General features: G+C 71.1%; 13 protein-coding genes and 2 pseudogenes. 4 read left to right on the forward strand and 11 right to left on the reverse strand.

Annotation, left to right across the window (positions count from 1 at the left end; translation table 11 throughout):
• Window positions 1–2: 2 nt before the first annotated feature.
• Window positions 3–1,640: an ABC-F family ATP-binding cassette domain-containing protein gene (locus tag ACIO92_RS02840; RefSeq protein ID WP_366442884.1), complete on the reverse strand. Its 1,638-nt coding sequence runs from the start codon at window positions 1,638–1,640 to the stop codon at window positions 3–5.
• Window positions 1,641–1,674: 34 nt separating this feature from the next.
• The gene (locus ACIO92_RS02845) at window positions 1,675–2,226 is read right to left on the reverse strand and encodes a hypothetical protein (protein ID WP_366442883.1); all 552 of its coding nucleotides are present in this window, start codon (window positions 2,224–2,226) and stop codon (window positions 1,675–1,677) included.
• 82 nt (window positions 2,227–2,308) lie between these two features.
• Between ACIO92_RS02845 and ACIO92_RS02850 the strand changes: the two genes are divergently transcribed.
• A complete protein-coding gene (locus ACIO92_RS02850; RefSeq protein ID WP_401242443.1) occupies window positions 2,309–3,268 on the forward strand; it encodes an FAD-dependent oxidoreductase in 960 nt (319 codons plus the stop codon).
• Between the two features lie 99 nt (window positions 3,269–3,367).
• Here ACIO92_RS02850 and ACIO92_RS02855 read toward each other — a convergent pair whose 3' ends face one another.
• Both ACIO92_RS02855 and ACIO92_RS02860 read right to left on the reverse strand, forming a co-directional pair.
• Window positions 3,368–4,690, reverse strand: a complete 1,323-nt coding sequence (locus ACIO92_RS02855) for a M14 family metallocarboxypeptidase (protein WP_402281109.1) — start codon at window positions 4,688–4,690, stop codon at window positions 3,368–3,370.
• Window positions 4,687–6,720 carry a Xaa-Pro dipeptidyl-peptidase gene (locus ACIO92_RS02860; protein WP_402281107.1) on the reverse strand — a complete coding sequence of 678 codons (2,034 nt, stop codon included), beginning with the start codon at window positions 6,718–6,720 and terminating at the stop codon, window positions 4,687–4,689. The genes ACIO92_RS02855 and ACIO92_RS02860 overlap by 4 nt, the downstream gene beginning before the upstream one ends.
• 225 nt (window positions 6,721–6,945) lie before the next feature.
• On the opposite strand from ACIO92_RS02860, the gene ACIO92_RS02865 reads away from it, so the two are divergent.
• A complete protein-coding gene (locus ACIO92_RS02865; RefSeq protein ID WP_402281105.1) occupies window positions 6,946–8,496 on the forward strand; it encodes a M1 family metallopeptidase in 1,551 nt (516 codons plus the stop codon).
• Window positions 8,497–8,523: 27 nt separating this feature from the next.
• On the opposite strand, the gene ACIO92_RS02870 is transcribed toward ACIO92_RS02865, so the two are convergent.
• Both ACIO92_RS02870 and ACIO92_RS02875 read right to left on the reverse strand, forming a co-directional pair.
• Window positions 8,524–9,447: an oxygenase MpaB family protein gene (locus tag ACIO92_RS02870; protein WP_402281103.1), complete on the reverse strand. Its 924-nt coding sequence runs from the start codon at window positions 9,445–9,447 to the stop codon at window positions 8,524–8,526.
• A gap of 121 nt (window positions 9,448–9,568) precedes the next feature.
• Window positions 9,569–10,054 carry a hypothetical protein gene (locus tag ACIO92_RS02875; RefSeq protein ID WP_366442878.1) on the reverse strand — a complete coding sequence of 162 codons (486 nt, stop codon included), beginning with the start codon at window positions 10,052–10,054 and terminating at the stop codon, window positions 9,569–9,571.
• A gap of 160 nt (window positions 10,055–10,214) precedes the next feature.
• On the opposite strand from ACIO92_RS02875, the gene sph reads away from it, so the two are divergent.
• Complete coding sequence (gene sph, locus ACIO92_RS02880) at window positions 10,215–11,213, forward strand: sphingomyelin phosphodiesterase (RefSeq protein WP_401242451.1); 999 nt, start codon at window positions 10,215–10,217, stop codon at window positions 11,211–11,213.
• A gap of 71 nt (window positions 11,214–11,284) precedes the next feature.
• On the opposite strand, the gene ACIO92_RS02885 is transcribed toward sph, so the two are convergent.
• The 5 genes and pseudogenes from ACIO92_RS02885 to ACIO92_RS02905 form a co-directional block, all read right to left on the reverse strand.
• Entirely contained in the window at window positions 11,285–11,821 is a 537-nt protein-coding gene (locus ACIO92_RS02885; protein WP_402056418.1) for a hypothetical protein, read from the reverse strand.
• A 57-nt stretch (window positions 11,822–11,878) separates the two neighbouring features.
• Window positions 11,879–12,697 (reverse strand): annotated as a pseudogene (locus ACIO92_RS02890) (IS5 family transposase).
• Between the two features lie 271 nt (window positions 12,698–12,968).
• Window positions 12,969–13,553 (reverse strand): hypothetical protein, encoded by a 585-nt coding sequence (locus ACIO92_RS02895; RefSeq protein ID WP_366445928.1) that lies wholly within the window; start codon window positions 13,551–13,553, stop codon window positions 12,969–12,971.
• Between the two features lie 174 nt (window positions 13,554–13,727).
• A complete protein-coding gene (locus ACIO92_RS02900) occupies window positions 13,728–19,859 on the reverse strand; it encodes a DNRLRE domain-containing protein (protein ID WP_401242456.1) in 6,132 nt (2,043 codons plus the stop codon).
• A 622-nt stretch (window positions 19,860–20,481) separates the two neighbouring features.
• Window positions 20,482–20,760, reverse strand: a pseudogene (locus tag ACIO92_RS02905) (transposase); the annotation flags it as partial.
• A gap of 371 nt (window positions 20,761–21,131) precedes the next feature.
• On the opposite strand from ACIO92_RS02905, the gene ACIO92_RS02910 reads away from it, so the two are divergent.
• Entirely contained in the window at window positions 21,132–21,707 is a 576-nt protein-coding gene (locus tag ACIO92_RS02910; protein WP_402281100.1) for an MsnO8 family LLM class oxidoreductase, read from the forward strand.
• Window positions 21,708–21,852 lie beyond the last annotated feature (145 nt).

Below are 21,852 nucleotides of genomic sequence, written 5' to 3' on the forward strand. Positions count from 1 at the left end.
CGTCAGAGCTCGGTCACCTTGCCGTCGGCGACCTCGATCCGGCGGGTGGTGCGGACCGCGTCGAGCATCCGCCGGTCGTGGGTGACCAGGAGCAGCGTGCCGGTGTACGAGTCGAGCGCGGACTCCAGCTGCTCGATGGCCACCAGGTCCAGGTGGTTGGTCGGCTCGTCGAGGACCAGCAGGTTCACCCCCCGGCCCTGGAGCAGGGCGAGGGCGGCCCGGGTCCGCTCGCCCGGGGACAGGGTGGTGGCGGGCCGCAGCACGTGGACGGCCTTCAGACCGAACTTGGCGAGCAGGGTGCGGACCTCGGCGGGCTCCGTGTCGGGCACGGCCGCGCAGAACGCCTCCAGGAGCGTCTCGGTGCCGTGGAACAGCTTGCGGGCCTGGTCGACCTCGCCGACGACGACGCCCGAGCCGAGGACCGCGTCGCCGGAGTCCAGCGGCAGACGCCCCAGGAGGGCGGCGAGCAGGGTGGACTTCCCCGCGCCGTTGGCGCCGGTGACCGCGACCCGGTCGGCCCAGTCGATCTGGAGGGTCACCGGGCCGAAGGCGAAGTCGCCCCGGCGCACCTCGGCCCCGCGGAGGGTCGCGACGACCGAGCCGGAGCGCGGCGCGGGGGCGATCTCCATCCGCAGCTCCCACTCCTTGCGGGGCTCGTCGACGACGTCGAGGCGTTCGATCATGCGCTGGGTCTGGCGGGCCTTCGCCGCCTGCTTCTCGCTGGCCTCGCTGCGCGCGTTGCGGCCGAGCTTGTCGCCGTCGGTGGACTTGCGGCGGGCGTTCTTGACGCCCTTGTCCATCCAGGACCGCTGCATGTGCCCGCGTGCTTCGAGGGCGGCCTTGCGGCCCGCGTACTCGTCGTACTCCTCGCGCGCGTGGCGCCTGGCGGTGTCCCGCTCCTCCAGATAGGCCTGGTAGCCGCCGCCGTAGAGGGTGATCTGCTGCTGGGCGAGATCGAGTTCGAGGACCTTGGTGACGGTGCGGGTGAGGAACTCGCGGTCGTGGCTGATGACGACGGTGCCCGCGCGCAGCCCCTTCACAAAGGTCTCCAGGCGCTCCAGGCCCTCCAGGTCGAGGTCGTTGGTGGGCTCGTCGAGCAGGAAGACGTCGTAGCGGGAGAGCAGCAGGGAGGCGAGGCCCGCGCGGGCCGCCTGGCCGCCGGAGAGGGAGGTCATGGGCTGGTCGAGCCCGACGGTGAGGCCGAGGGAGGCCGCGACCTCCTCGGCGCGTTCGTCGAGGTCGGCGCCGCCGAGGTTCAGCCAGCGCTCCAGGGTGACGGCGTACGCGTCGTCGGAGCCGGGGGTGCCGTCGACCAGGCCCTGGGTGGCCTGGTCCATGGCCGTCTGGGCGTCGGCGACACCGGTGCGCCGGGCGAGGAACTCGCGGACGGTCTCGCCCGCGCGCCGCTCGGGCTCCTGCGGGAGGTGGCCGACGGCGGCGGTGGGCGGGGAGAGCCGGACCTCGCCCTCCTCCGGGGTGTCGGTCCCGGCCAGCAGGCGCAGCAGCGTCGACTTGCCGGCGCCGTTGACGCCGACGAGGCCGATGACGTCGCCGGGGGCGACGACCAGGTCGAGCTGGGCGAAGAGGGTGCGTTCGCCGTGGCCGGCGGCGAGGTCCTTGGCGACGAGGGTTGCAGTCATCAGGATACGAATCCTAGGTGACGGCGGGACCGGCTCAGGGGCACGGGGCGGGGACCGGGGCGGGGAGCGCCCGCAGGGCGGCCCGGTAGCCGGGGCCGTGGAAGCGGTACGGGCCGACGCCGGGGTATCCGTCGCGGACCGGGTCGGTGTCGGGGCCGGTCTGCCAGCGGAAGTCGCGCCAGACGACGTCGTCGCCGTCCCGCTCGACGACGGCGGTGACGGCTCCGCAGCCGGGGTCGTCGCAGTCGGGGCAGGAGTAGATCACCCGGCGGGCGGCGGGGCCCGGGGCGAGGAGGAGCCGGACGTGCTCGGGGCGCAGGACGGGGCGCAGGTCGCCCGCGAGCGGTGAGACGGTGTCGGCGCCCTCGCAGGCGTCGAGCCGCCGGAGCAGGGACCGGCCGTCGACCAGGAGGTCCGTCTCCTCGGCCGGGAGGCCCGTGTCGACGACCGGAAGGTCCGTTCCGTGGGACAGGAGGTTCGTGTCGTCGGTCGGCGGGGGTGCGTCGCCGGTCGGCGGGCGTACCGCGGGAGCGCCGCCGGGAAGGTCGGCGGGGGTGAGGTCGAGGGGCGTGTACGGGACCGGCATGAGTCCAGCATTCCGCCGGGGAGCCTCCGGTTCCATGGCTGATCGGTCCCGGAAATGTCCCGGTCCCGGTACGGTCCCGGCCATGGAGAACGACGTGATCGTGGTGGGTGGCGGGGTCGTGGGTCTGACGACCGCGGTGACGCTCGCGGAGCGGGGACTGCGGGTACGGGTCTGGTCGCGGGAGGACGTGACCGCGACGACCTCGGCGGTGGCGGGCGCGCTGTGGTGGCCGTACCGCATCGAGCCCGAGGCCGAGGTGGGGCGGTGGGCGCTGGAATCGCTGCGCGTGTACGAGGAGTTGGCCGCCGATCCCGGGACGACGGGGGTGCGGCTGGTGCCGGGGGTGCACGCGGACACCGTCCTGACGGAACTGGGCCCGTGGGCGCGGGAGGTGCCGGGGCTCCGGCAGTTGGCGCCGGAGGAGGTGCCGGGGCCGTACGCGACGGGTCTCGGGGCGCGGCTCCCGCTGGTCGACATGCCGGTGCATCTGGTGTGGCTGCGGCGCCGGTTGGAGGCGGCGGGAGGGCTCTTCGAGCGGCGTCCGGTCACCGGTTTCGAGGAGCCTTCGGCACGGGCCCGGGTGGTGGTGAACTGCGCGGGGACGGCGGCGCGCGAGCTGGTGCCCGATCCGGCGCTGCGGCCCGTGCGGGGCCAGTTGGTGCTGGTGGAGAACCCGGGGATCGAGGAGTGGTTCACCTCGGCGAAGGCGGAGGCGACCGGTACGACGTACTTCTTCCCGCAGCCGGGACGGCTGGTGCTGGGCGGGACCGCCGAGGAGGAGGACGAGCGGCTGGTGCCCGATCAGGTGACGGCGGCGGCGATCGTGGCCCGGTGCGCCCGGGTGCGCCCGGAGATCGCGGGGGCCCGGGTGCTCGGGCACCGGGTGGGTCTGCGGCCGACGCGGGTGGGCGGGGTCAGGATCGAGGCGGTGTCCCTGCCGGGTGGCGGGCGTCTGGTCCACCACTACGGGCACGGGGGTGCGGGGGTGACGGTCGCCTGGGGCTGCGCGGAGCGTGCGGCGGCCCTGGTGGAGGGCGTCTGAGTCAGCGACCGGGCCCCGGTCCCGTACGCGCGGCCGGGGGCTCGGACCCGTACGCGCGGGGATCGGCGGCGCGTACGGGGTCCGGGGCGCGGTCCCTGGTCAGCACTTCTCCACGGGGCTCCCGCCGACGAGGTGGTAGGTGGCCCGGGTGTCGAGGAGGAGCGGGACGAGGGCCCGGCGGGACTGGCGGAGCGGCACGAACGCCCCCGCTCCCTCGGGCCGTACGGTGACGCCGTGCAGGGCGAGTTCGTCGCCCACCAGGGCGTACTGGGCGGCGTCGAGCCGGTATCCGCACGGCGGGTCGGCGAGGATCTCGTCGGGCTCCGCCGGATCGTTGTCGGCGCCGCCGAGGTAGACCGGGCCCCGGTCGGCGAATCCGGCGGCGCGGGCGGCCGTGGTGGCCACCGCGAGCGGTACGTTCCGCTCCTTGACGTAGGCGAAGGCGCCCTCCAGGGCGGCGCGTTGGGTGGCGACGCGGCGGCGGTGGTTGAGGGAGGGGTCGTGCTGTTCGTCCTCGTCGAAGGCGTCCACCCGGGTCTCGACGAGGAGGCCGACGGAGTGCTTGATGCCCGCGGTGTTCCGCAGGATGCGTTCCTGTCCGTCGCCCGCGACCTGTTTGACCGGTTTCCCGGTCAGCGGGTCGGTCCAGATGCCGTAGATCCCGGTGCTGTGGCCCGCGAGCGCCGCCATGGGACGTACGTACTGCTCGGAGAGGGTGTTCGACTCGTCGTGGACGCGGGGGTCGGTGTCGAGGCTGCGGGGCCAGAGGGCGAGCAGGTCCTTGTCGTAGTAGCGGGGGGTGGCGCCGTACTCGTGCAGGTCGTAGACGAGTTCGGGCCGCCGGTCGCGCAGGACGGCGGCGACCGCCCGCGCCTCGGCGGTCCGCAGGGCGAGGTGGTCGCGGTTGATGTCGATCCCGTCGCCGTTGCCCCGGGTGTCGGCCTCCCGGCCGTCGGGGTTCGCCGTGGGCAGGACGAGGAGGGTGGTGCGGGCGAGGAAGCGGCGGGTCTTCGGGTCCTGGCCGAAGGCCAGGTCGCGGACGGTGCTGAGGCAGGCCTCGCGCCCGGCCGGTTCGTCGCCGTGCTGGCTGCACACGAGCAGCACGGTGGTGCGGCCGGTGCCGAGGGAGACGAGGCGGAGCGGGCGGCCCTGCGCGGTGGTGCCGACGGTCCGCAGCGTCACTCGGTCGCGCACCCGGGCGACGGCGGTGAGGAAGTCCCGTTCCTCGGTCCCGGTGGTCCACCGGGCGCCCGCGCTGGTCTCGAATCCGGTGCGCGGCGGCGGCTTCGCAGGCGTGCTGTCCGCCGCCTTGGCGGGGACGGTGACGAGGGGCAGGGCGAGGGCGGCGGCCCCCGCCGCGAGGGCGAGGGCGCGCCGGGGGCCTCGGCCCTTCGGGCGGGGGGCCGTCGTACGGGGGGTCATCGGGCGGATCCGGGGGCGGGCAGGCGCGGCCCGTCGACGGCGGCCGGCGGGGTGGTGCCGCGCGGTGCCGGGGCCGCGCCGAGGGAGGGGGCTGCCGGGGCCGGGTGGGGTCCCGTGGTGGCGCGGGTGAAGGCCCCCGCGCCGCCGACCAGCGGGATCTTCGCCGAGGTGCGGCTGAGGTCGAGGGTCAGGGTCGGTGTGCTGGACGGCGGGTCCAGGAGGTCCCGGTCGGTGCCGCCGACGATCAGGGCGAGGCGGTGGCCGGCGGGGACGACGTGGTCGGTGGCGGCGAGGTCGAGGGTGAGGGTGTACGCCCGGCCGGGGGTCAGCGGGCGTCCCCTGCCCGGGTCGGCCCAGGTGCCGAGGTCGGCCCAGCCCCGGCTGACGACGGTCTGTCCGACGTTCGTGGTGCGGGCGGCGGTGTCCTTGTAGCAGGCGCTGTCGCCGGGGGTGCTCGCGCCCCAGCAGCTGCGTCCGGTGAGGGTGGTGATGCCTTCGCCGGGGGCGTTGTAGTCGCGGATGGTGGCGGGGCCGAGGTCGACGAGGACGGCGGAGAGGTGCGCGGTGGTGGTGGTCGGGGTGACGGTGACGGTGACCTTCGAGGAGCCGGAGACGCGCAGGTCGCGGGAGAGGGGGCGGGTGACGAACCCTGCCTTCTCGGGGGTCGCGGTGTCGATCCGCGCGGCCCAGTCGAGCTCGCCGAGGCCGGGGTCGTCGGTGAAGGTGGTGGTGGTGCCGGGGGCGGCGGGGGCGCGGCCGAGGCGGCCGGGTCCTGCGGGCTCCCCGGGGGCGGGCCGCAGGGTGGTGGTCGCGGTGGTGCGCGGGGGCCACTGCCGGTCGGTGGTCCAGACGTCCGGGGCGCGTTCGATGTCGGCGACGGGTTCGCGGTCGATGCCGTTGTCGTAGCCGAGGAGGTAGTGGTCGAACCAGCGGTGCAGGGTGCGGACCCAGTCGGCGCGCCGGAAGTCGAAGGGGTCGACGTGGCCGGTCTGGGAGAGCCAGATCTTCCGCTCGACGCCCTGGGCGGCGAGGGCGTCCCACCACTGGCCGAACTGTCCGGCGCGGACGTTGAGGTCCTGCTGTCCGTGGACGACGAAGACGCTGGCCCTGACCTTGTCGGCGTTCCGCACGTGGTCGCGCTCGGTCCAGGCGGGGGTGCGGTCGCCGCTGTAGGGGGTGCCCGCGGTGATCCGGTCCTGGACGGCGCCGCACCGGGTCTGTGCCTCGGGGCTGTTGACGTACGCGGAGAGCCAGCTCGGGTTGGCGTTGTAGAGGGGGGCGCCCTGGGAGTGGAAGTAGTCGTACCAGGAGGAGATGGCGCCGATGGGGACGATGGTCTTCAGGCCCTCGACGCCGGTGGCGGCGACTCCGTTGGCGACGGTGCCGTCCCAGCTCTTGCCGATCATGCCGACGTTCCCGGTGCTCCAGGTGGTGGCGCGGGAGCGGGTGTCGCCGGTGCGGGAGGTGTAGCCGCGGGCGCGTCCGTTGAGCCAGTCGACGACGGCTCTGGCCGACTGGACGTCGGAGCGTCCGCCGACGTCGTCGCAGCCGTCGGAGCGGCTGGTCCCGGCGAGGTCGACGGCGACGAAGGCGTAGCCGCGCGGGACGAAGTAGTTGTCGTAGTAGAGCGGGAACTGGACGGGCTTCCCGTCGGCGTCGTAGGTCTTCTTCTGGCCTTCGTTGCCGCGTCCGCAGCAGGCGTAGTACGGGCTGGCGTCCATGATGACCGGGACCTTGCGGCCGGTGGCGGCGGTCTCCCGGGGGCGGACGATGTCGACGGCGACCCGGTCGGCACGCCCGTCGCCGTCGCCGTCGAGTCCGGTGTCGACCCAGACGGACTCGCGGACGGCGTCGGCGTACGAGTGGACCGGGCGGGACTCCTTCACGGCGGTCGCCGGGGCGGGCGCGGCCGGTTCCGCCCGCGCGCCCGCGGGGGTGACCAGGGTCGCGAGCAGGGCGGCGGTCGCCGCGGCCACGAGGGTTCCGTACGGCGGTCGGGCTCCGCGGGTTCTCCGCGTTCGCATCGGCATGGGCGGGAACGTACCCCGGTCGACTCCCGCGCAAAAGGGTGCCGGAGGGAATCAGGGTCGATTCGGGGTCGTGCCGTGGCCGGTGGGGTTCGTGTCGGCCGAATGGCGATCGTGTGACAGGGGGTCCTCTGGACGTGACGGTGCGTCGGAGCGCTGAATAGTGTCCGAACTAAGGATCGACGACCACCCGCGCGTCTTACGTTTCTTATGACTTGGGGAGCACCCGTGCACCGCAGAATCATCGTTCCGAGCGCCCTCGCGGCCTCCTTGTTGCTGGCGATCCCGGCATCGGCGGCCGATTTCACTCCCGGGGCGCCGGGCATCGGCGACTCCTACTATCCGGCCAGCGGGAACGGCGGCTACGACGTCTCGCACTACGACCTGCGTCTGACCTACCAGCCGGCCACGGACCTCCTGGAGGGCACGGCGACGATCCTGGCCACCACCAAGCAGAACCTGTCCCGGTTCAACCTCGATCTGGGTCTGAAGGTGAGCGAGGTCCGGGTGAACGGGCGCGTGGCGCGGTTCGCCACGTCGGGCTCGCACGAGCTGGAGGTCACCCCGGCGGTCCCGCTGGAGAAGAACCGGCAGGTCTCGATCGTCGTCCGTTACGCGGGCAAGCCGTCCGAGGTGAAGATCGACGGCTGGACCGCCTGGGCCCGTACTCCCGACGGCGGGGTCGCCGCGCAGGAGCCGGATTCGGCCGCCTGGTGGTTCCCGTCCAACGACCACCCGCTGGACAAGGCCACCTTCGACGTGTCGGTCGCGGTGCCGGACGGCACCCAGGCCATCAGCAACGGCGTCCTGCAGTCGCAGTCCTCGCGCCTCGGCTGGACCAGGTTCAACTGGCGTTCCAACAAGCCGCAGGCGACCTATCTGGCCACGCTCGCCGTCGGGAAGTTCGACATCACGACGGACCGGACCGCGAACGGTCTGCCCGTCCTCAACGCGTACAGCAAGGACCTCGGCGACAACGCGGGTGCGGCACGTGCCTCGATCGAGCGGACGACCGAGGTCGCGGAGTGGCTGGAGTCGGTGTTCGGGCCGTACCCGTTCAACGCGCTCGGCGGATACGTGCCGAACGTGACGAGCGGTTTCGCGCTGGAGACGCAGACCCGCCCGTTCTACAGCCCGCGGCAGTTCGCCAACGGCGCGAACGTGTCGGTGGTCGTGCACGAGCTGGCGCACCAGTGGTACGGCGACAGCGTGTCCGTCCACGGGTGGAAGGACATCTGGGTCAACGAGGGCTTCGCCCGTTACAGCCAGTGGCTGTGGTCGGAGAAGGAGGGCGAGGGCACCGCGCAGGAGCTGGCGGACTACGTGTACGCCACGCGGACGGCTCAGGACCCGTTCTGGACGGTGAGGCCGGGTGACCCGGGTCCGGACGACCAGTTCCACATCGCCGTCTACGACCGGGGCGCGCTGGCGCTCCAGGCGCTGCGCAACGAGATCGGCGACGAGGGCTTCTTCACGATCCTGAAGGGCTGGCCGCAGAGGTTCGCGTACGGCAACGCGCGCGTGGCGGACTTCGTCCGGTACGCGGAGCAGGTCTCGGGGAAGCCGCTGGCGGCGCTCTTCGACACCTGGCTGTACGAGCCGTCGAAGCCGTCCGCCCCGGCGGCGGCGGCGGTCGGTCCGTCCGCTCCCGCCGCGGCGCCCGGGTCCGGTGGTCCGGCCGGACGGGCGGCGGCACCGAAGCCGGTGCAGCCGAAGTCGTGGAAGAAGATCGCGGCGACGAACTCCGTGCACGAGTCCGGGGAGCGCGGCGGGCACTGAGCCGCCACGTCCGTCCGGGGCCGTCCGTCAGCGCGTCGCGCGGCGGGCGGCCTCGCGCGCCTTCCGGGCCTGCGGCAGATAGCGCAGCCGCTCCGGCAGCACGGGGACGACGGCCCGGACGACCCGGGCGACCCGGCGCAGCGTCCGTTCCTGGGCGTCGGTCCAGTCCAGGCCGATGGCCCGCCGGGCGTCCGGCGGCATCAGGCCCACGGTGAGGAAGGCGCGCAGCCGCAGGAACGGGCGGCGCAGCACGGGCCAGAGCAGGCGCAGTGCGAGCCTGAGCGGCAGCGGGCCCCGGTCGGGGGCGGGCACCGGCAGATCGGGGTCGAGCAGTTCGCGGACGACGACGGTGGCTTCCAGCTCCTCGGCGAGGACCTTGCGGTAGTACGGCCAGAACTCCTCGATCGTCTGGGGCATGTCCCGGTCGTGGATGCCGAGGATCCGGCCGACCTGGAGCCACTCGGCGTACAGCTGCCGTTCCTGGGCGGGGGTGAGGGGGCGGGTGAGGAGGCCGAGGCCCCGGGTGTAGACGGGGAAGCCGGTGGCGTGCACCCAGGAGTAGTGGGCCGGGGTGAGGGCGTGGTAGCGGCGTCCCCGGGTGTCGGTGCCCTGGATGTCGCGGTGCAGTCTCCGCAGGCGGCGCCCTTCCCGTGCGGCGTCCTCGCCTCCGTATATCCACAGCTGGACGGAGCTCAGGGAGCGCTCGCCCCGGCCCCAGGGGTCGGTGCGGAAGACGGAGTGGTCGTCGACGCCCGCGCCTATCGCGGGGTGGGCGACCTGGAGGGCGAGGGCGGCGGGCAGCATCATCAGGGCCCGGACGTCTCCGGCGACGCTCCAGAGCACTCCGCCGACGGGCGGGGGTACGGGGTCGGCCGCCGGGGTCCGGTGACCGGCCGCCAGGGCGGGGGCGCCGCCCGCCGGGGTCCGCTCGTCGCGTCCGGCTCGTTCCACGGGGTCGTTCCTCACGTCCGGCATCCTCTCGGGTTCGTGTCCATGACGGGCAGGCATGACGAAGGGGCCGTCACCCGGGCGCTGGTGGCCCTGGGCGGCGGCCCCTTCGGGGACGGACGGATCAGACGCGGTCGGCGCCGACCGGCTCGCCGACGATACGGGTGGCGAGGGCGTGCGCCCAGGCGTCCACGTCGGCGTTGAGCTCGCGCTCGGCGGCGGCGCGCTCTGCGGCGATCTGCGCGCTGCCGGTGGCGAGGATGGTCTCGCGCTCGGCGTTGCCCTCGGCGCGGGCGGCGGCGATGGCGGCCGAGCCCTCCTCGACGGCCTTGGAGCGGATACGGGCGGCCTCGTGGCGCGCCTCGGCCAGCTCGGCCTCGTACTGCTCACGGACCTGGGTGGCCTCGGCGCGCAGGTCGTCGGCGCGCTCGCTGCCGCCGTCGATGGCGTCCTCACGCTCGTCGAGCGTGCGCTTGATCTTCGGCAGGATGCCCTTCGCCAGGATCAGGAAGGTGATTCCGAACACCACCAGGCCGAGGATCAGCTCGGCCCAGACGGGGTTGAGCGGACCGAGGTCCGTCTTGAAGATCTGCGAGTTCGCGAGGGTCATGCGCGCATTCTACCTGGTTCAAAAGGGGACAATTCCGACTCCGGCCAGAGAATTGGCGCACTCGTGCGAGCACGGCCAGATTCCCGGCACCCAAAGGCTACCGGAAGGTAACCACGGCTGGTTGTATGTGCGGCGCCAGCACTCAACCCCCCACGTCTCCATGGGAGTTCACGTGTCGTTCGCCGCGCTCCGCCGCACCCCCGGCGCCGCCCTTTCCCTCGTGCTCGCCGCCGCGGCCCTGGCCGCGACCGCCCCGGCCGCCACCGCCGCCCCGGCCGTCGACGGGCCCCCGCGGCTCAAGGTGCTCACCTACAACACGTTTCTCTTTTCCAAGAACCTCTACCCGAACTGGGGCCAGGACCACCGGGCCCAGGCCATCCCCGCCGCCTCCTTCTTCCAGGGGCAGGACGTCGTCGTCCTCCAGGAGGCCTTCGACAACTCCGCCTCGGACGCCCTCAAGGCGAACGCGGCCGACCGGTACCCGTACCAGACCCCGGTCGTGGGCCGGAGCAAGAGCGGCTGGGACGCCACCGGCGGCTCCTACTCCGCCACCACCCCCGAGGACGGCGGGGTCACGATCCTCAGCAAGTGGCCGGTCGTCCGCAAGGAGCAGTACGTCTACAAGGACGCCTGCGGCGCCGACTGGTGGTCCAACAAGGGCTTCGCCTACGCCGTCCTGGACGTGAACGGCACCCGCGTCCACGTCGTCGGCACCCACGCCCAGTCCACCGACCCCGGCTGCTCGGCCGGTGAGGCCGCCCGGACGCGCAGCCGCCAGTTCAAGGCCCTCGACGCCTTCCTCGACGCCAAGAACATCCCGGCGGACGAGCAGGTCGTCGTGGCCGGGGACATGAACGTCGACTCGCACACCCCCGAGTACGGCACGATGCTCGCCGACGCGGGCCTGGTGGGGGCCGACGCCCGCACCGGCCACCCGTACTCCTTCGACACCGCGTTGAACTCCATCGCCGCCGAGCGCTACCCGAGCGACCCGCGCGAGGACCTCGACTTCGTCCTGTACCGGGCCGGGAACGCCCGCCCGGCGGGCTGGACCAACGAGGTGGTCCCGGAGAGGAGCGCCCCGTGGACCGTGTCCAGCTGGGGCACCCGGTACACCTACACCGACCTCTCGGACCACTACCCGGTCCTGGGGTACTGACCGGACCGGCTCCGGGGCGGCTCCTCGGTCCCCGCTCCGATGCGGCTCCTCGGTCCCGGCTCCGGGGCGGCTCAGTACCCGCGTCCGCCGAAGAGGGTGTAGAGCCAGACGCCGAGCACCCCGGCGACACAGAGCAGCACGAACCAGGAGCCCGCGCCGGTGTGCCGGTCCTTGCGGGGCCGGGCGGGCCGGGCGGGGCGTGCCGTCCGGCCCGCCCCGCCCTTCTCCTTCTTCTCCCTCTTCGCTTTCCGCCGTCCCTTCGCCGGGCCCTCGGACGCCTTCCCCGCCCGGCCGCGCGGCGTCGTGGCGGGCTCGGCCGCCACCGCCACCTCGGCGAGCAGCCGTCGGCAGACGGCCGCGAGTTCCGTCGTCCCCGTCGTCAGGTCGACCACGACCTCGGTCCGCGCGGGGGCGGTGGTGCCGCCGTCGAGGAGCCGCCCGGCGCGCAGCAGCGCCCTGTCCTTGCCCCCGGTGGGCGCGAGGCTGATCCAGCGCCCGACGTGCTCGCCCCGTATGACCACCCCGCCACCCCGCTCCCGGTAGACGGTGTGCTCACGCCACAGGACCCGGGCCAGCGCGTCGGCCTTCTCCCTGAGCTGCGCGTACATCTGCTCCCCCTGTCTGCGGCCCCCTGTGCGGTCGGCCACCGATTCTAAGACCGTGTCCTATGTGGTGAGGCGGACGAGCCGTTCGTAGCAGCAGAGGGCGGCGGCGAGACCGAGGAAGGCCAGGTAGTTGCGGGAGTGGCGTTCGTAGCGAGGGCTGAGTCTGCGGTAACCGGAGAGCCAGGACATGGTCCGTTCGATGATCCACCGGTGGCGTCCCACGTCGTTCGCTGGACTCGATGCCCTTGCGGGCGATGCGGACGCCGATGCGCTTTCCGCGAAGCCATTTCCGCAGCTCGGGGATGTCGTATGCCTTGTCCGCGTGGAGCTTGCGGGGTTTGAAGTAGCGGCCTCGGTGGGGGTCGTGTCTCGTTTGGTTACCCATGATCATGGGCTTGAGGGCCTGGCTGTCGTGGGTGTTGCCCGCGGTGAGCCGACGAGGAGGGGCAGGCCGTTCGCGTCCGACAGGACGTGCATCTTGGAGCCCGGCCTGCCCCGGTCCACGGGGCTCGGACCTGTGAGTTCGCCCCCTTTTTTAGCCCTCACGTAGGCGGAGTCGAGGACTGCCCGGGACAGATCCAGGAGGCCGGCGTCGTCCAGCCGGTGCAGGATCTCCTCGTGCAGCCGGCCCCACACCCCGGACCGCGACCAGAGCGGGAACCGGCGGTGAGCCGTCGACTTCGACATCCCGAAGCACGGCGGCAGCGACCGTCAGGCGCACCCGCTGACCAGGACGTAGACGATCGCCGCGAACAGCGTCTCATCAGGCGTGTCCTGCGTCCCGCCGCCCTGCGGTCGCACCTTTGACGGTGGGATCAGCGGCTCCGCGATCTCCCACAACCCGTCCGGAACAATCCAACTCCACGTACCCCGCCCCATATCGAGGACAACGACGCCTCACCACATAGGACACAATCTAAGTACCGGATTCACTGCCGCAGAGCCCCTGCGGTCATCTCCGCGGCCCGCAACGGGTTCTCCGGCCGCCGCGGGCGAGGTACACCCGTTTACTGACGATCCGCTCCACTCTCCGGACGGCCACCGCCTCCCCCTCGCGCTCATTTCTTTCACATCGCGCGAAACGCGCTCACCGCACTCAGATTCAGGCACGGTCATAACGGATCATTTTCTAGCGAAGAGGGCGTCCGACTCATTCTCCGACGGAGCGCAGCACGGCGGACGCCGCAAGCTCCGCAGCCGTCCATGACGCGCCTCCGTTGAGCTTCTTCCAGCTGTTCTCCGGGCGGACCTCGATCGACACCTCGTAACAATCCGCCCCCCTGGAGATCGCCAGCTCCAGGAGAACATTCCCGCCCTTCAGTCCGGCACAGACAGCAGAGGCTTCCCCGTCGTCCGCGTGCTTCGTTTCGAGGGAAACACCTTTGAGCTGCCCGAGGTTCTGGAGGGAGGACTCGACGATCCTGTGTTCCTGCAGGCCGTGCACGAGCGGCACGGTGAGAGTGCGTGCGGAGTGCACCGAGAGCGAGGCGTCAGCCGACGAGAGTCCGAAGCGTGCCAGATTTCCCATCAGGTGAAGCGTGTTGACCGACGCGATGATCGCCGAGAACAGGACGAAAGAGCAGACACCCGCACCCACTCCCTGGATCAGGATCCCTCCCAGCCCTGCCTCCGCCTCCGTGAGGAGAACTCCGATCACAGAGCCTGCGACGATGGTTCCCACCAGAGCCGCAGCAGCGGATACGCGCGTGAAGGCGGCACGCCAGAAGTGATTCATTGAACAGCTCGTTCCATTCAGGACGGCAGGATTCCAGGGCGCCCTGCCGTCCAGGTGTGAATTGGCATGCAAACGACGGAGGTCACGCCGATCTGCACATGTATTCGATCACAAGGGCCCTGTGTTCACCGGGCGGTCGCCCGGTGAACACAGGGATGGGGCTTCAGTCGCCCATCAGAGCGCCTTCACGAATTTATCCCATGCCTTGATCGAACCTCGGTCTCCCCATCCTCGGAACACCTTCCCGCCGATCTTCTTGATCAGCTTGCCGACCGCTCCACCGAACCCGCCGATCGCCGCCCCCAGGAGCACTGCCCTGACGGCGCCCTTCGTGGTGTACCCGTGGCCCCCGTGATGGGTGTACCAGTAGCGCGCGAAGCCGGTTATCCCGCCGCCGACCGCTCCGCAGACGATCGGGCCGGCGAAGGGGGCGCAGACCGCCGCGACAACCCCTCCGATACCGGTGGTGAAGACGTTGCACCAGAACCCGCACGAGCGCGGCTTCTTCTGCTTCTTCCTTCCGTCGAGGTCATAGCAGTTGACAGGGTCTCCGCCGCAGTACTCGTAGGCGTTCGCGTTGCCTCCGTAGATCGGGTCCACGGAGAGGAAGCGTCCTGTGGCCGGATCGTAGAGACGCACTCCCATCAACGTGACGCCGTTCGGCGTCTCGCCGGAGCGCTGCTTGCCGCCGAGCCAGCCGTAGCGAGCAGGGTCGGTTCCGGGGAGCAGGTTGCCGAACTCGTCGTAGCTGTTGACGACGGGGGTGCTGCCGCTGAACAGCGGAATCTGGGTGGTGACGTCACCGTGAATGGTGCTGAGCTGAAGAACCGCATCACCCTGGGCACTCGTGGTGGCGATCAGGTCGCCCGCGAGGTCCTTGAGGTTCCGGCTGACGGAGCTTCCGCCCTCGTGGATCCACTCGGGGCTGTCACCATCTGCCCCGTAGTGGTTCTTCTTGGTGGCGGTGGTGCTCCAGGTGGCGTCCTCGGCCTGCTCTTCCACCGTGTAGGAGGAGGGGCGGCCGATGGCGTCGAGCTGCCACGTGGTGCGCTTACCACCGGAGGAGATCTGACGGACCAGGTCGTTGGCGTAGTAGCTGTACTTCGCGCCACCCGCCTGCTCGGTGGTCCGGCCGAAGGCGTCGTACACGGTGCCGCCGACGATGAGCCGGTCGGCGCTGTCGTAGGACGAGGAGGTGTTCCTGGTCTCGGGTGCACCGCCGTCGACATCGTCGATCGTGGTCGTCAGGGACGTCCGGTTGCTGTTGTCGTCGAAGGCGTAGGCACGATGGGTGGTCACACCCACTTGCGAGTCCTCTGTGCGTGTCAGACGGCCTGCCGCGTCGTAGGTGTACTCCTGGTACGCGCCGCCGCCGGTGTAGGTGGTGCGGTTCACGACCTGGTCATGGATGTTCTTGCTGAGGGACTCGCCCTGAACGGTCCAGCCGGACTCCCAGTGCCAGTACCGGGACGTCTCGGCTCCCGTGGGGTCGAGGTTGAACTCGACGTCCATGTTCCACGGCAGCTTCTGCTTGTACAGGCGGCCGTCGGAGTCGTAGTAGCCGGTGACCGCGCCGATGGAACCCATGACGGAGTCCTGCACCCGCGTGGGCAGGCCGGCCGGGTTGTCGTAGGTGTACGTCGTCTCGGAGGGAACCGAGTTCGAGCTCCGGGTGACCCTGTCGCGGCTGTCGTACTGGGTCTTGGTGACGTTGCCGATACCGTCGTCGTAGGAGACTTCACGGCCCAGCTTGTCGGTGGCGCGAAGCACCGTGGTGCTGCCGTTGGCATAGCTCGCGACGGAGCCGTCGCCGGTGTCGTAGGTGATCGACGTATCGGGAACGGCGGTGCCGGTTCCTCCGGTGATCTGGCTCTGCTTCAGTCGGCCGGCCGCGTCGTAGGTCGCGACGCTGGTACGCGATGTGCCGCCGACGACCTCGACGGTCTTGGTGACGTTGCCCCACCGGTCGTACTCGTACGTCGACGTCGGCAGCGCGTCCGGGTTGCCCGCGCCGCCCGTGATCTTCCCTGCCGGACCGACGGAGCAGAGGAGGTCCGCCCACTCCGGGCGTCCCGCACAGGCACCGGTGCCCGTGGCGGACCAGTAGGCGGTGACCTTCGCTCCCGCGTCGTTACCGCTGGACTTGGGCAGCGTGGTCTTGACGACACGTCCCTGCGCGTCGTACTCCGTGGCGCGGGTCAGCTTCAGTCCGTCGGGATCGGTGATCTCCTTGAGGCGCAGCCCCTTCACCCAGTCGTAGGTCATCGAGGTGGTACGGACGTCACCGTCGGCCGGGTAGCCGTCGACGAAGGCACCGACCGCCGTCGTGGTGGGCTGGTGAGCGATCCGCGCGCTGCCGTCGGTGGGACGGCCTTCGTCATACCTGCTGACGGTGCTGGTGCGGGCTGCGATCTGGGTACCGGCGGCGAGATCGGGGCTGTCGCTGTCGCCCTTGAGCGCCTTGGTCAAGGTGACCAGGTGCAGTGGTCCGTGCTCCCGGACCAGCCGCTGGCCGTCAGCCGTGTACTCGGAGACCGTGGCCAGCTTGCCGGCACGCTCGGCGGGAGAGTCGGCGAGGATGCCCAGTTCGCTCTGGGTGTTCACCTGGTAGTCGGCGCTGCCCAGAGCAAGTTCACGGTTGGTCGCGTTCAGCTCGAGGACGATGTTGCCGAACTGGTCGTACTGGGTGGTGGTCAGGTGCCTACCCGGGAGGCCGGTGTTGACGGCGAGGCCTGAGGCGTTGGTGTAGGTGATCACGGCCTTGGCGTAGTCGCCCGCGGTCAGGTTCTCACCCGTGTGGGAGGAAGGAACCTGGTCGGCGGGGAAGACCGCCGTCGCGTCGGTGGGTGCCTCCGTCTGCCCCCAGGTCCTGGTGTCGGAGACGGCGACCTGGTTCGGGGCCTTGGCTCCGGAGAGCGGAACGTCGTAGACGAGGGACGTGGTGGCCTTGCCTCCGTCCACCAGGTCCTTGCTTCCGGCCATCAGGGTCGGGCGCGAGGCGGACAGGAGCATGCCGTCGCCGGCCACGGCGGCTGAGCCGGCCTTGCCGTACTCGAAGGTCCACGGCAGCTCGCCCGGCGGGGTCTGGGTGAGAACGCGGCCCGCGTTGTCGTAGGTGTAGGCGGTCTTCAGGGCCGGGCTGATCCGGGGGTCCCACTGCTCGCGCAGACGGCCCGCGTCGTCGTAGGAGTACTGGGAGACCACGGTGGCCGTCGCAGTGGAAGCGCCGGGGGCCGTGTTCCACAGACGAATGCGGTTCACCTGGCCGGAGAAGTCACCGAGGGCGGAGCCGGTGGCCGTGGTCGTGGTGGCGTACTGGTACTCCAGGATCCTGCAGCCCTTGGTGCTGGGCGCGTTGGCGCACGTGGACGCCGACACGGCAGTGGTGGGCGAGATCACGTACTTCGGGCGAGCCAGCGGCTTCCCGTCCACGGTGACCTTCTCGGAATACACCCTTGTGGTGGAGTCAAGAGTGGGCAGCGAACTGCTCGAGAGCGTCCAGGTGCCGAATTCGGCACCGACCTTGGTGAAGGTCGAGGCGGCTCCCTCGTTCTCCGTCAGGGTGAACGATCCGGTGAGGCTTCCGGCGAGGGTGAGATCCTCGGCTCCGGGCTCGGGCTTCCAGCCGCCGCCCGTGGTCGCCGTGAAACCGGTCTCCGTCCCGTCCGCGGACACGACCGCGACCGAGGATGCCGAAGTCTTGCGCAGGAACGTCCAGTTGCTGCCGGACGTCTCCACCACGGTGCCGGCGGTCCACTGGGGGCCGAAGATCGCTACCTGGCCTTCCTGTCGACCTCCCTCGTCGGGGGTCCGGGACGACGCGGTACGCGCAGCGGTCAGCGAGAACCCTGAGGCATCCATGGCGCTGAGCGTGAAGTCACCGGTGAGCGTGTTGACCGCACCCGGTCCCACCGCTTCGCTCGGCGCGGCACCCGCGTTGCGGTCCACCGTGATGGTGCTGGCGGGAGAGGCATCGGTGGTGGTGCCATCCGTGAACACGGCACGGACGTCGACAGGGCCGTCCTCACTGAGGGAGGACGTGATGTTCCAGATCAGAGCCTCGGGCGTACCGGTGGTGACCGTCGCGGGCCAGGCCGTCGGCGTGCTGCCGTCGCTCTTGCGGCGAACGTCGGAGACCGGAACGTCCTTCCACGTGTCCGTCTCGCCCCGGCGGTACTGGTAGCGCACTCCGGTGTCGGTGGCCTTGCCCAGGCCGGCCAGCTCGGTGCGCCGCGCCGACCGGTCCCCCTCGCTCGGTGCGGTCAGGGCCGCCCCCGAGCCCGCGAAGAAGACGAAGGCCTTCTCGGCCGAGGTGTTGCCGGCCGCGTCCTTGGTGCGGGCGCTCAGCGTGTGCTTCCCGGCACGGAAGGACGGCTTGACCGTCACCACGGTGCCGGTGGTGGCGGCCGACTGCCAGGCTCCGCCGTCCAGCTTCCACTGGACTTCCTTCACGTCCGCCGACGGCGGGGTGAGGGAGAAGGAGCCGGTGAAGTCGCCGTTGTCGTTCGGGGTCCCCGACCACTGGCCGGCGGGGAAGTCGGTGGAGGACACCGACGTCGTGGCGGGAGCCGTGGTGTCCACGGTCAGGGCGCGGAAGGCGGACCATGCGCTGGTGGCCGAGCCGTCACCGGCTCGCACCCGCCACTTGTAGGCTCCGGCGGCCAGAGCGGTGGGGGGACTCCAGGTGGCCTGTGCGCCCGACGCCGCGGAGGCGCTGCCGGTGCGCAGTGCGGCACTGCCGTTGGCAGCCCACACCTCGTAGTCGAGTGTGACCTGGGACCCGTCGCCGTCCAGGGCCTTCGCCGACAGCACGGGGCTGCCCGCAGAGGTCGCGAACTGGTCGACCGGGGCGATCAGGGTCGGGAGCTGGGGAATCGAGTTGTACGTGACCGACAGGTACGGAGTGTTGCTCGCGGCGTTGCCGGAGTTGAACCGCTTCCAGCCGTAGGGGTCGGTCTCGTCGACGGCCCGCACGCCCAGGGAGTTGCTGCCGCTCCCGTTCGCCGCCCATGTCTTGGCCAGCGATGTGACGTCGGCGTTGACCCAGCCGTCATTGCACGCGCTGGAGTAGCCCTTGGTCTGCGTGCTGGTGGCGTGCTTGGTCACCCAGTTCGGCTGGGCCGTCCAGCGGGAGGACGTACTCGGGGCGCCGGTGGACCAGACTTCCCAGCCCTTGGGCGTGCAGGACCACGAGTGGTAGGCGAACAGGTTCAGCTTGGCGGCGGTGATCTGCTTTCCCGTGATGTTCTTCATCGGGAAGGACAGGAACGAACGCGCCACCTGGGAGGTGCCGTTGTTGCCGACCTTGAGGTCGGTCGAGGCCGACTGATCGGTGGTGTGGCCCTCTTGGACGAAGGTGTCGAAGCTCGCCCCCACGTTGATCGCCGGGTCGATGGTCACCGGGAACAGGGTGGAGGGGTCCGCGAGGAACTTCGCGTCGGGGATGAGGGTCAGGGTGACGGTGTCGCCGTCCTGCGCGACCTTGATGTCCACGGGGGCGGTGCGGGTGTGTTCCCTGGACTTCTCGTCCACCCGCGCGTCCCACATCACCGGGGCGGGGAGCACGCCGACCGACTTGCCCTCGGCATCGACGAAGGAGACCGAACCGTCCTTGTGCGCCTTCGCCTTCAGCCCCTCGGCCGTCAGGCTGTAGGTCATCGCCCCCTGCGCGTCGACAGCGGAGCGGCTCTTCAGTTCGAGGTACTGCTCGTAGCCGCTACGGGTCGACTCGATCAGCAGGTCCGCGGAGGGCAGAGCGTCCTTGTAGCGGGCGACGTTGTTGTCGTCCCCCTCGATCGTCGGCGCGGGCAGCGCTCCGTACCAGCCCAGTTGGATCCGCCTGCCCGTGCGGCCCTCCAGCGTCACCAGCGGCGTGCCCGCCTCGGAGGTCTTCTGGCCGGTCTTCCTCAAGCCCTTCGGAGCAGCGCTCTTGCCGCCGAGGCGCAGGCCGTGCGGGTGGCCCTTCGCGGCGACGGATCCGTCCGACATCGTGCGCAGCGAGACGTCGACGTCCTGCCAGGCACCCTTGTCGTCCCGGTAGCGCACCGGGCCGGCGTACGCGTCCTGCGTGACGGAGCCATCGGGATTCACGAAGACCGACGAGGTCTCCGTCCGCTGGTCCAGTGCTTCGATCCGCCGATTCTGGATCTTCGCCTTCATCCGGGCGGCCGCGATCGAGTCGGCCGTCGCGTCGGCCGTCGCGGAACCCGAGTCCTTCTTCGGCTCGGCCGCCCGCGGCGCCTTCTCGATCTGCACGGCGAACGCGGTGCCACCAGTGGTGACGACGACCGCGGTCTCCACTGCCATGACCAACGCCGCCGCTGCGGCCACTCGACGCCAGCGCGTCATCGATGGAGGGGATGAGAACGGTGCAGACGCTGCGGCAGGTCTCTGCCCAGCTCTACGGAACGTGTTTGTCACGCGTGGTTCCTCGCAGTATGTGCGGACAGTTCTCCGCACCCGCACAGGATGATCACATCGCTTCCACAGCCGTGATCAGCGCCGCGGTCGGACTGCTAGGACCTGCCGGACAACCGCTTGCCCAGTTCCCCCCATTTTGCGCGATCTTTACTTACTATTTGCCTTACACTCCTCTCACGCCTCTTTCAGATGACGGGAGTTGACCGAAAAGATCAAGTTGCTGCTGAAATTGAACTCGTGATGTCGGCTAGAGGTCAGGTCGTGTTCCCTGGGCGGCCGCTCTGCAATTCCATGTTCTCCAGGCGCGAGGCGACGAGCCCACGAAGCGCTGGAGGGCGTCGAACGGCACCGTTTATGTCATGTCGAAGTACACCTCTACGGGCCTCCGGTGGGTCGTACGGTGCGGGCGATCCGGCCTGCGGCTCAACCCGACCGTCATCCACGGCGCGACCTCCGCTGACGGAGAGTCACTCTCCCTTGGTGGTCAGCTTCTGCGGATCAATCCCCCTCAGCTTGTGCTTTGTCCTCCGGCCCGTGAGCGCTCTTTGACGCTCTCGGGCCGTTTTGAGGTCTTGCCGACGTCGTGGTGGGTGGCGGGATGCCGGTTCTTGGATCCGGGAGGGCGGCCGGGGCCTGGCCGGGACGGTTGCGGTGCACGGGCCGGGCAGGTCAGGTGCGGGCGGAGGTTTCTGAACCCCCGGCGGACGCGGGCCGGGGTCAGCCGACCGGGTTGAGCGGGTCGTTCCCAGGGGTGGCGGAGGTCGGCGGCGGCCTCGCGGAGGAGCGTCCTCGTGACGGCCGGGGCCGCCTCCGGCCAGGACACCGTCTTCGGACCGGGCGCGCTCCTCGCGGATCCGGCCCGCCGCCACCGCACCATCCACACCTTCTTCCTGATGGACGGTGGCGGCATCGACCAGGACCTCACCTGGCTCGCCGCCGAGACGGCAGCGGACCGGCTGCGCCCGCACATCGCCCGGCGCCGCGACCGGGCCGCCGCGGCCGACACCATCGCCGCCGTGGCCGACAGCCGACTCCCCGGCAAGGCCGTCCTCACCCTGACCCTCCCTCGCCAGTCCCGGCCGCACCACCCGTGCGGCCGCCCCCGGCCACATCGGCGGACCGCTCCCCATAGCGACCCGCCCTCCGAAGGAAAACCTGATGACCAGCACCACGAACATCCCGCTGTCCGTACTCGGCCTCTCCCCGATCCGCCACGGCCACCAGCCCGCCGAGGCCCTGGCCAACACCGTCGAACCGGCACGGGCCGCCGAGGCATACGGCTACCGCCGCCCGTGGATCTCCGAGCACCACAACACCACCGCCATGGCCAGCTCCGCGACCGCCATCATGATCGGCCAGGTCGCCGCCGCCACCGAGCACATCCGCGTCGGCGCGGGCGGCATCATGCTGCCCGACCACGCCCCCTACGTCGTCGCCGAACAGTTCGGCACGCTCGCCACCTACCACCCCGGCCGGATCGACCTCGGCCTCGGCCGCGCCCCCGGCACCGACCCGTGGACCACCCGAGCCGTCGCCGACGCCATCGGCCCGCACCGCACCGGCCTGCGGATCTCCCCGTCCAACCCGTTCGGCGACCTCAACGAGATCGACCCGTACGGCACGTACACCGCCCTCGTCCGCGGCCTCGCCCCGCTCGATCTCGCCTACCTCCACCACAGCGAGACCGGCACCGGCTGGACCCGGCGATCCGCGGGCTGTGGCCGACGGCCCTGATCGTCACCCCCCGGCCCGCCGGTACGGGCAAGGAGGACGCCGTGGCCGGGGCCTCGCGCGGGGCGCCGACCTCGTCTCCTTCGGCCGCGACTACCTCGCCAACCCCGACCTCGTCCACCGCTGCCGGACCGGCGCCCCCCCTCAA

The organism is Streptomyces sp. NPDC087215 (genome assembly GCF_044744885.1).
Taxonomy (GTDB): Bacteria; Actinomycetota; Actinomycetes; order Streptomycetales; family Streptomycetaceae; genus Streptomyces.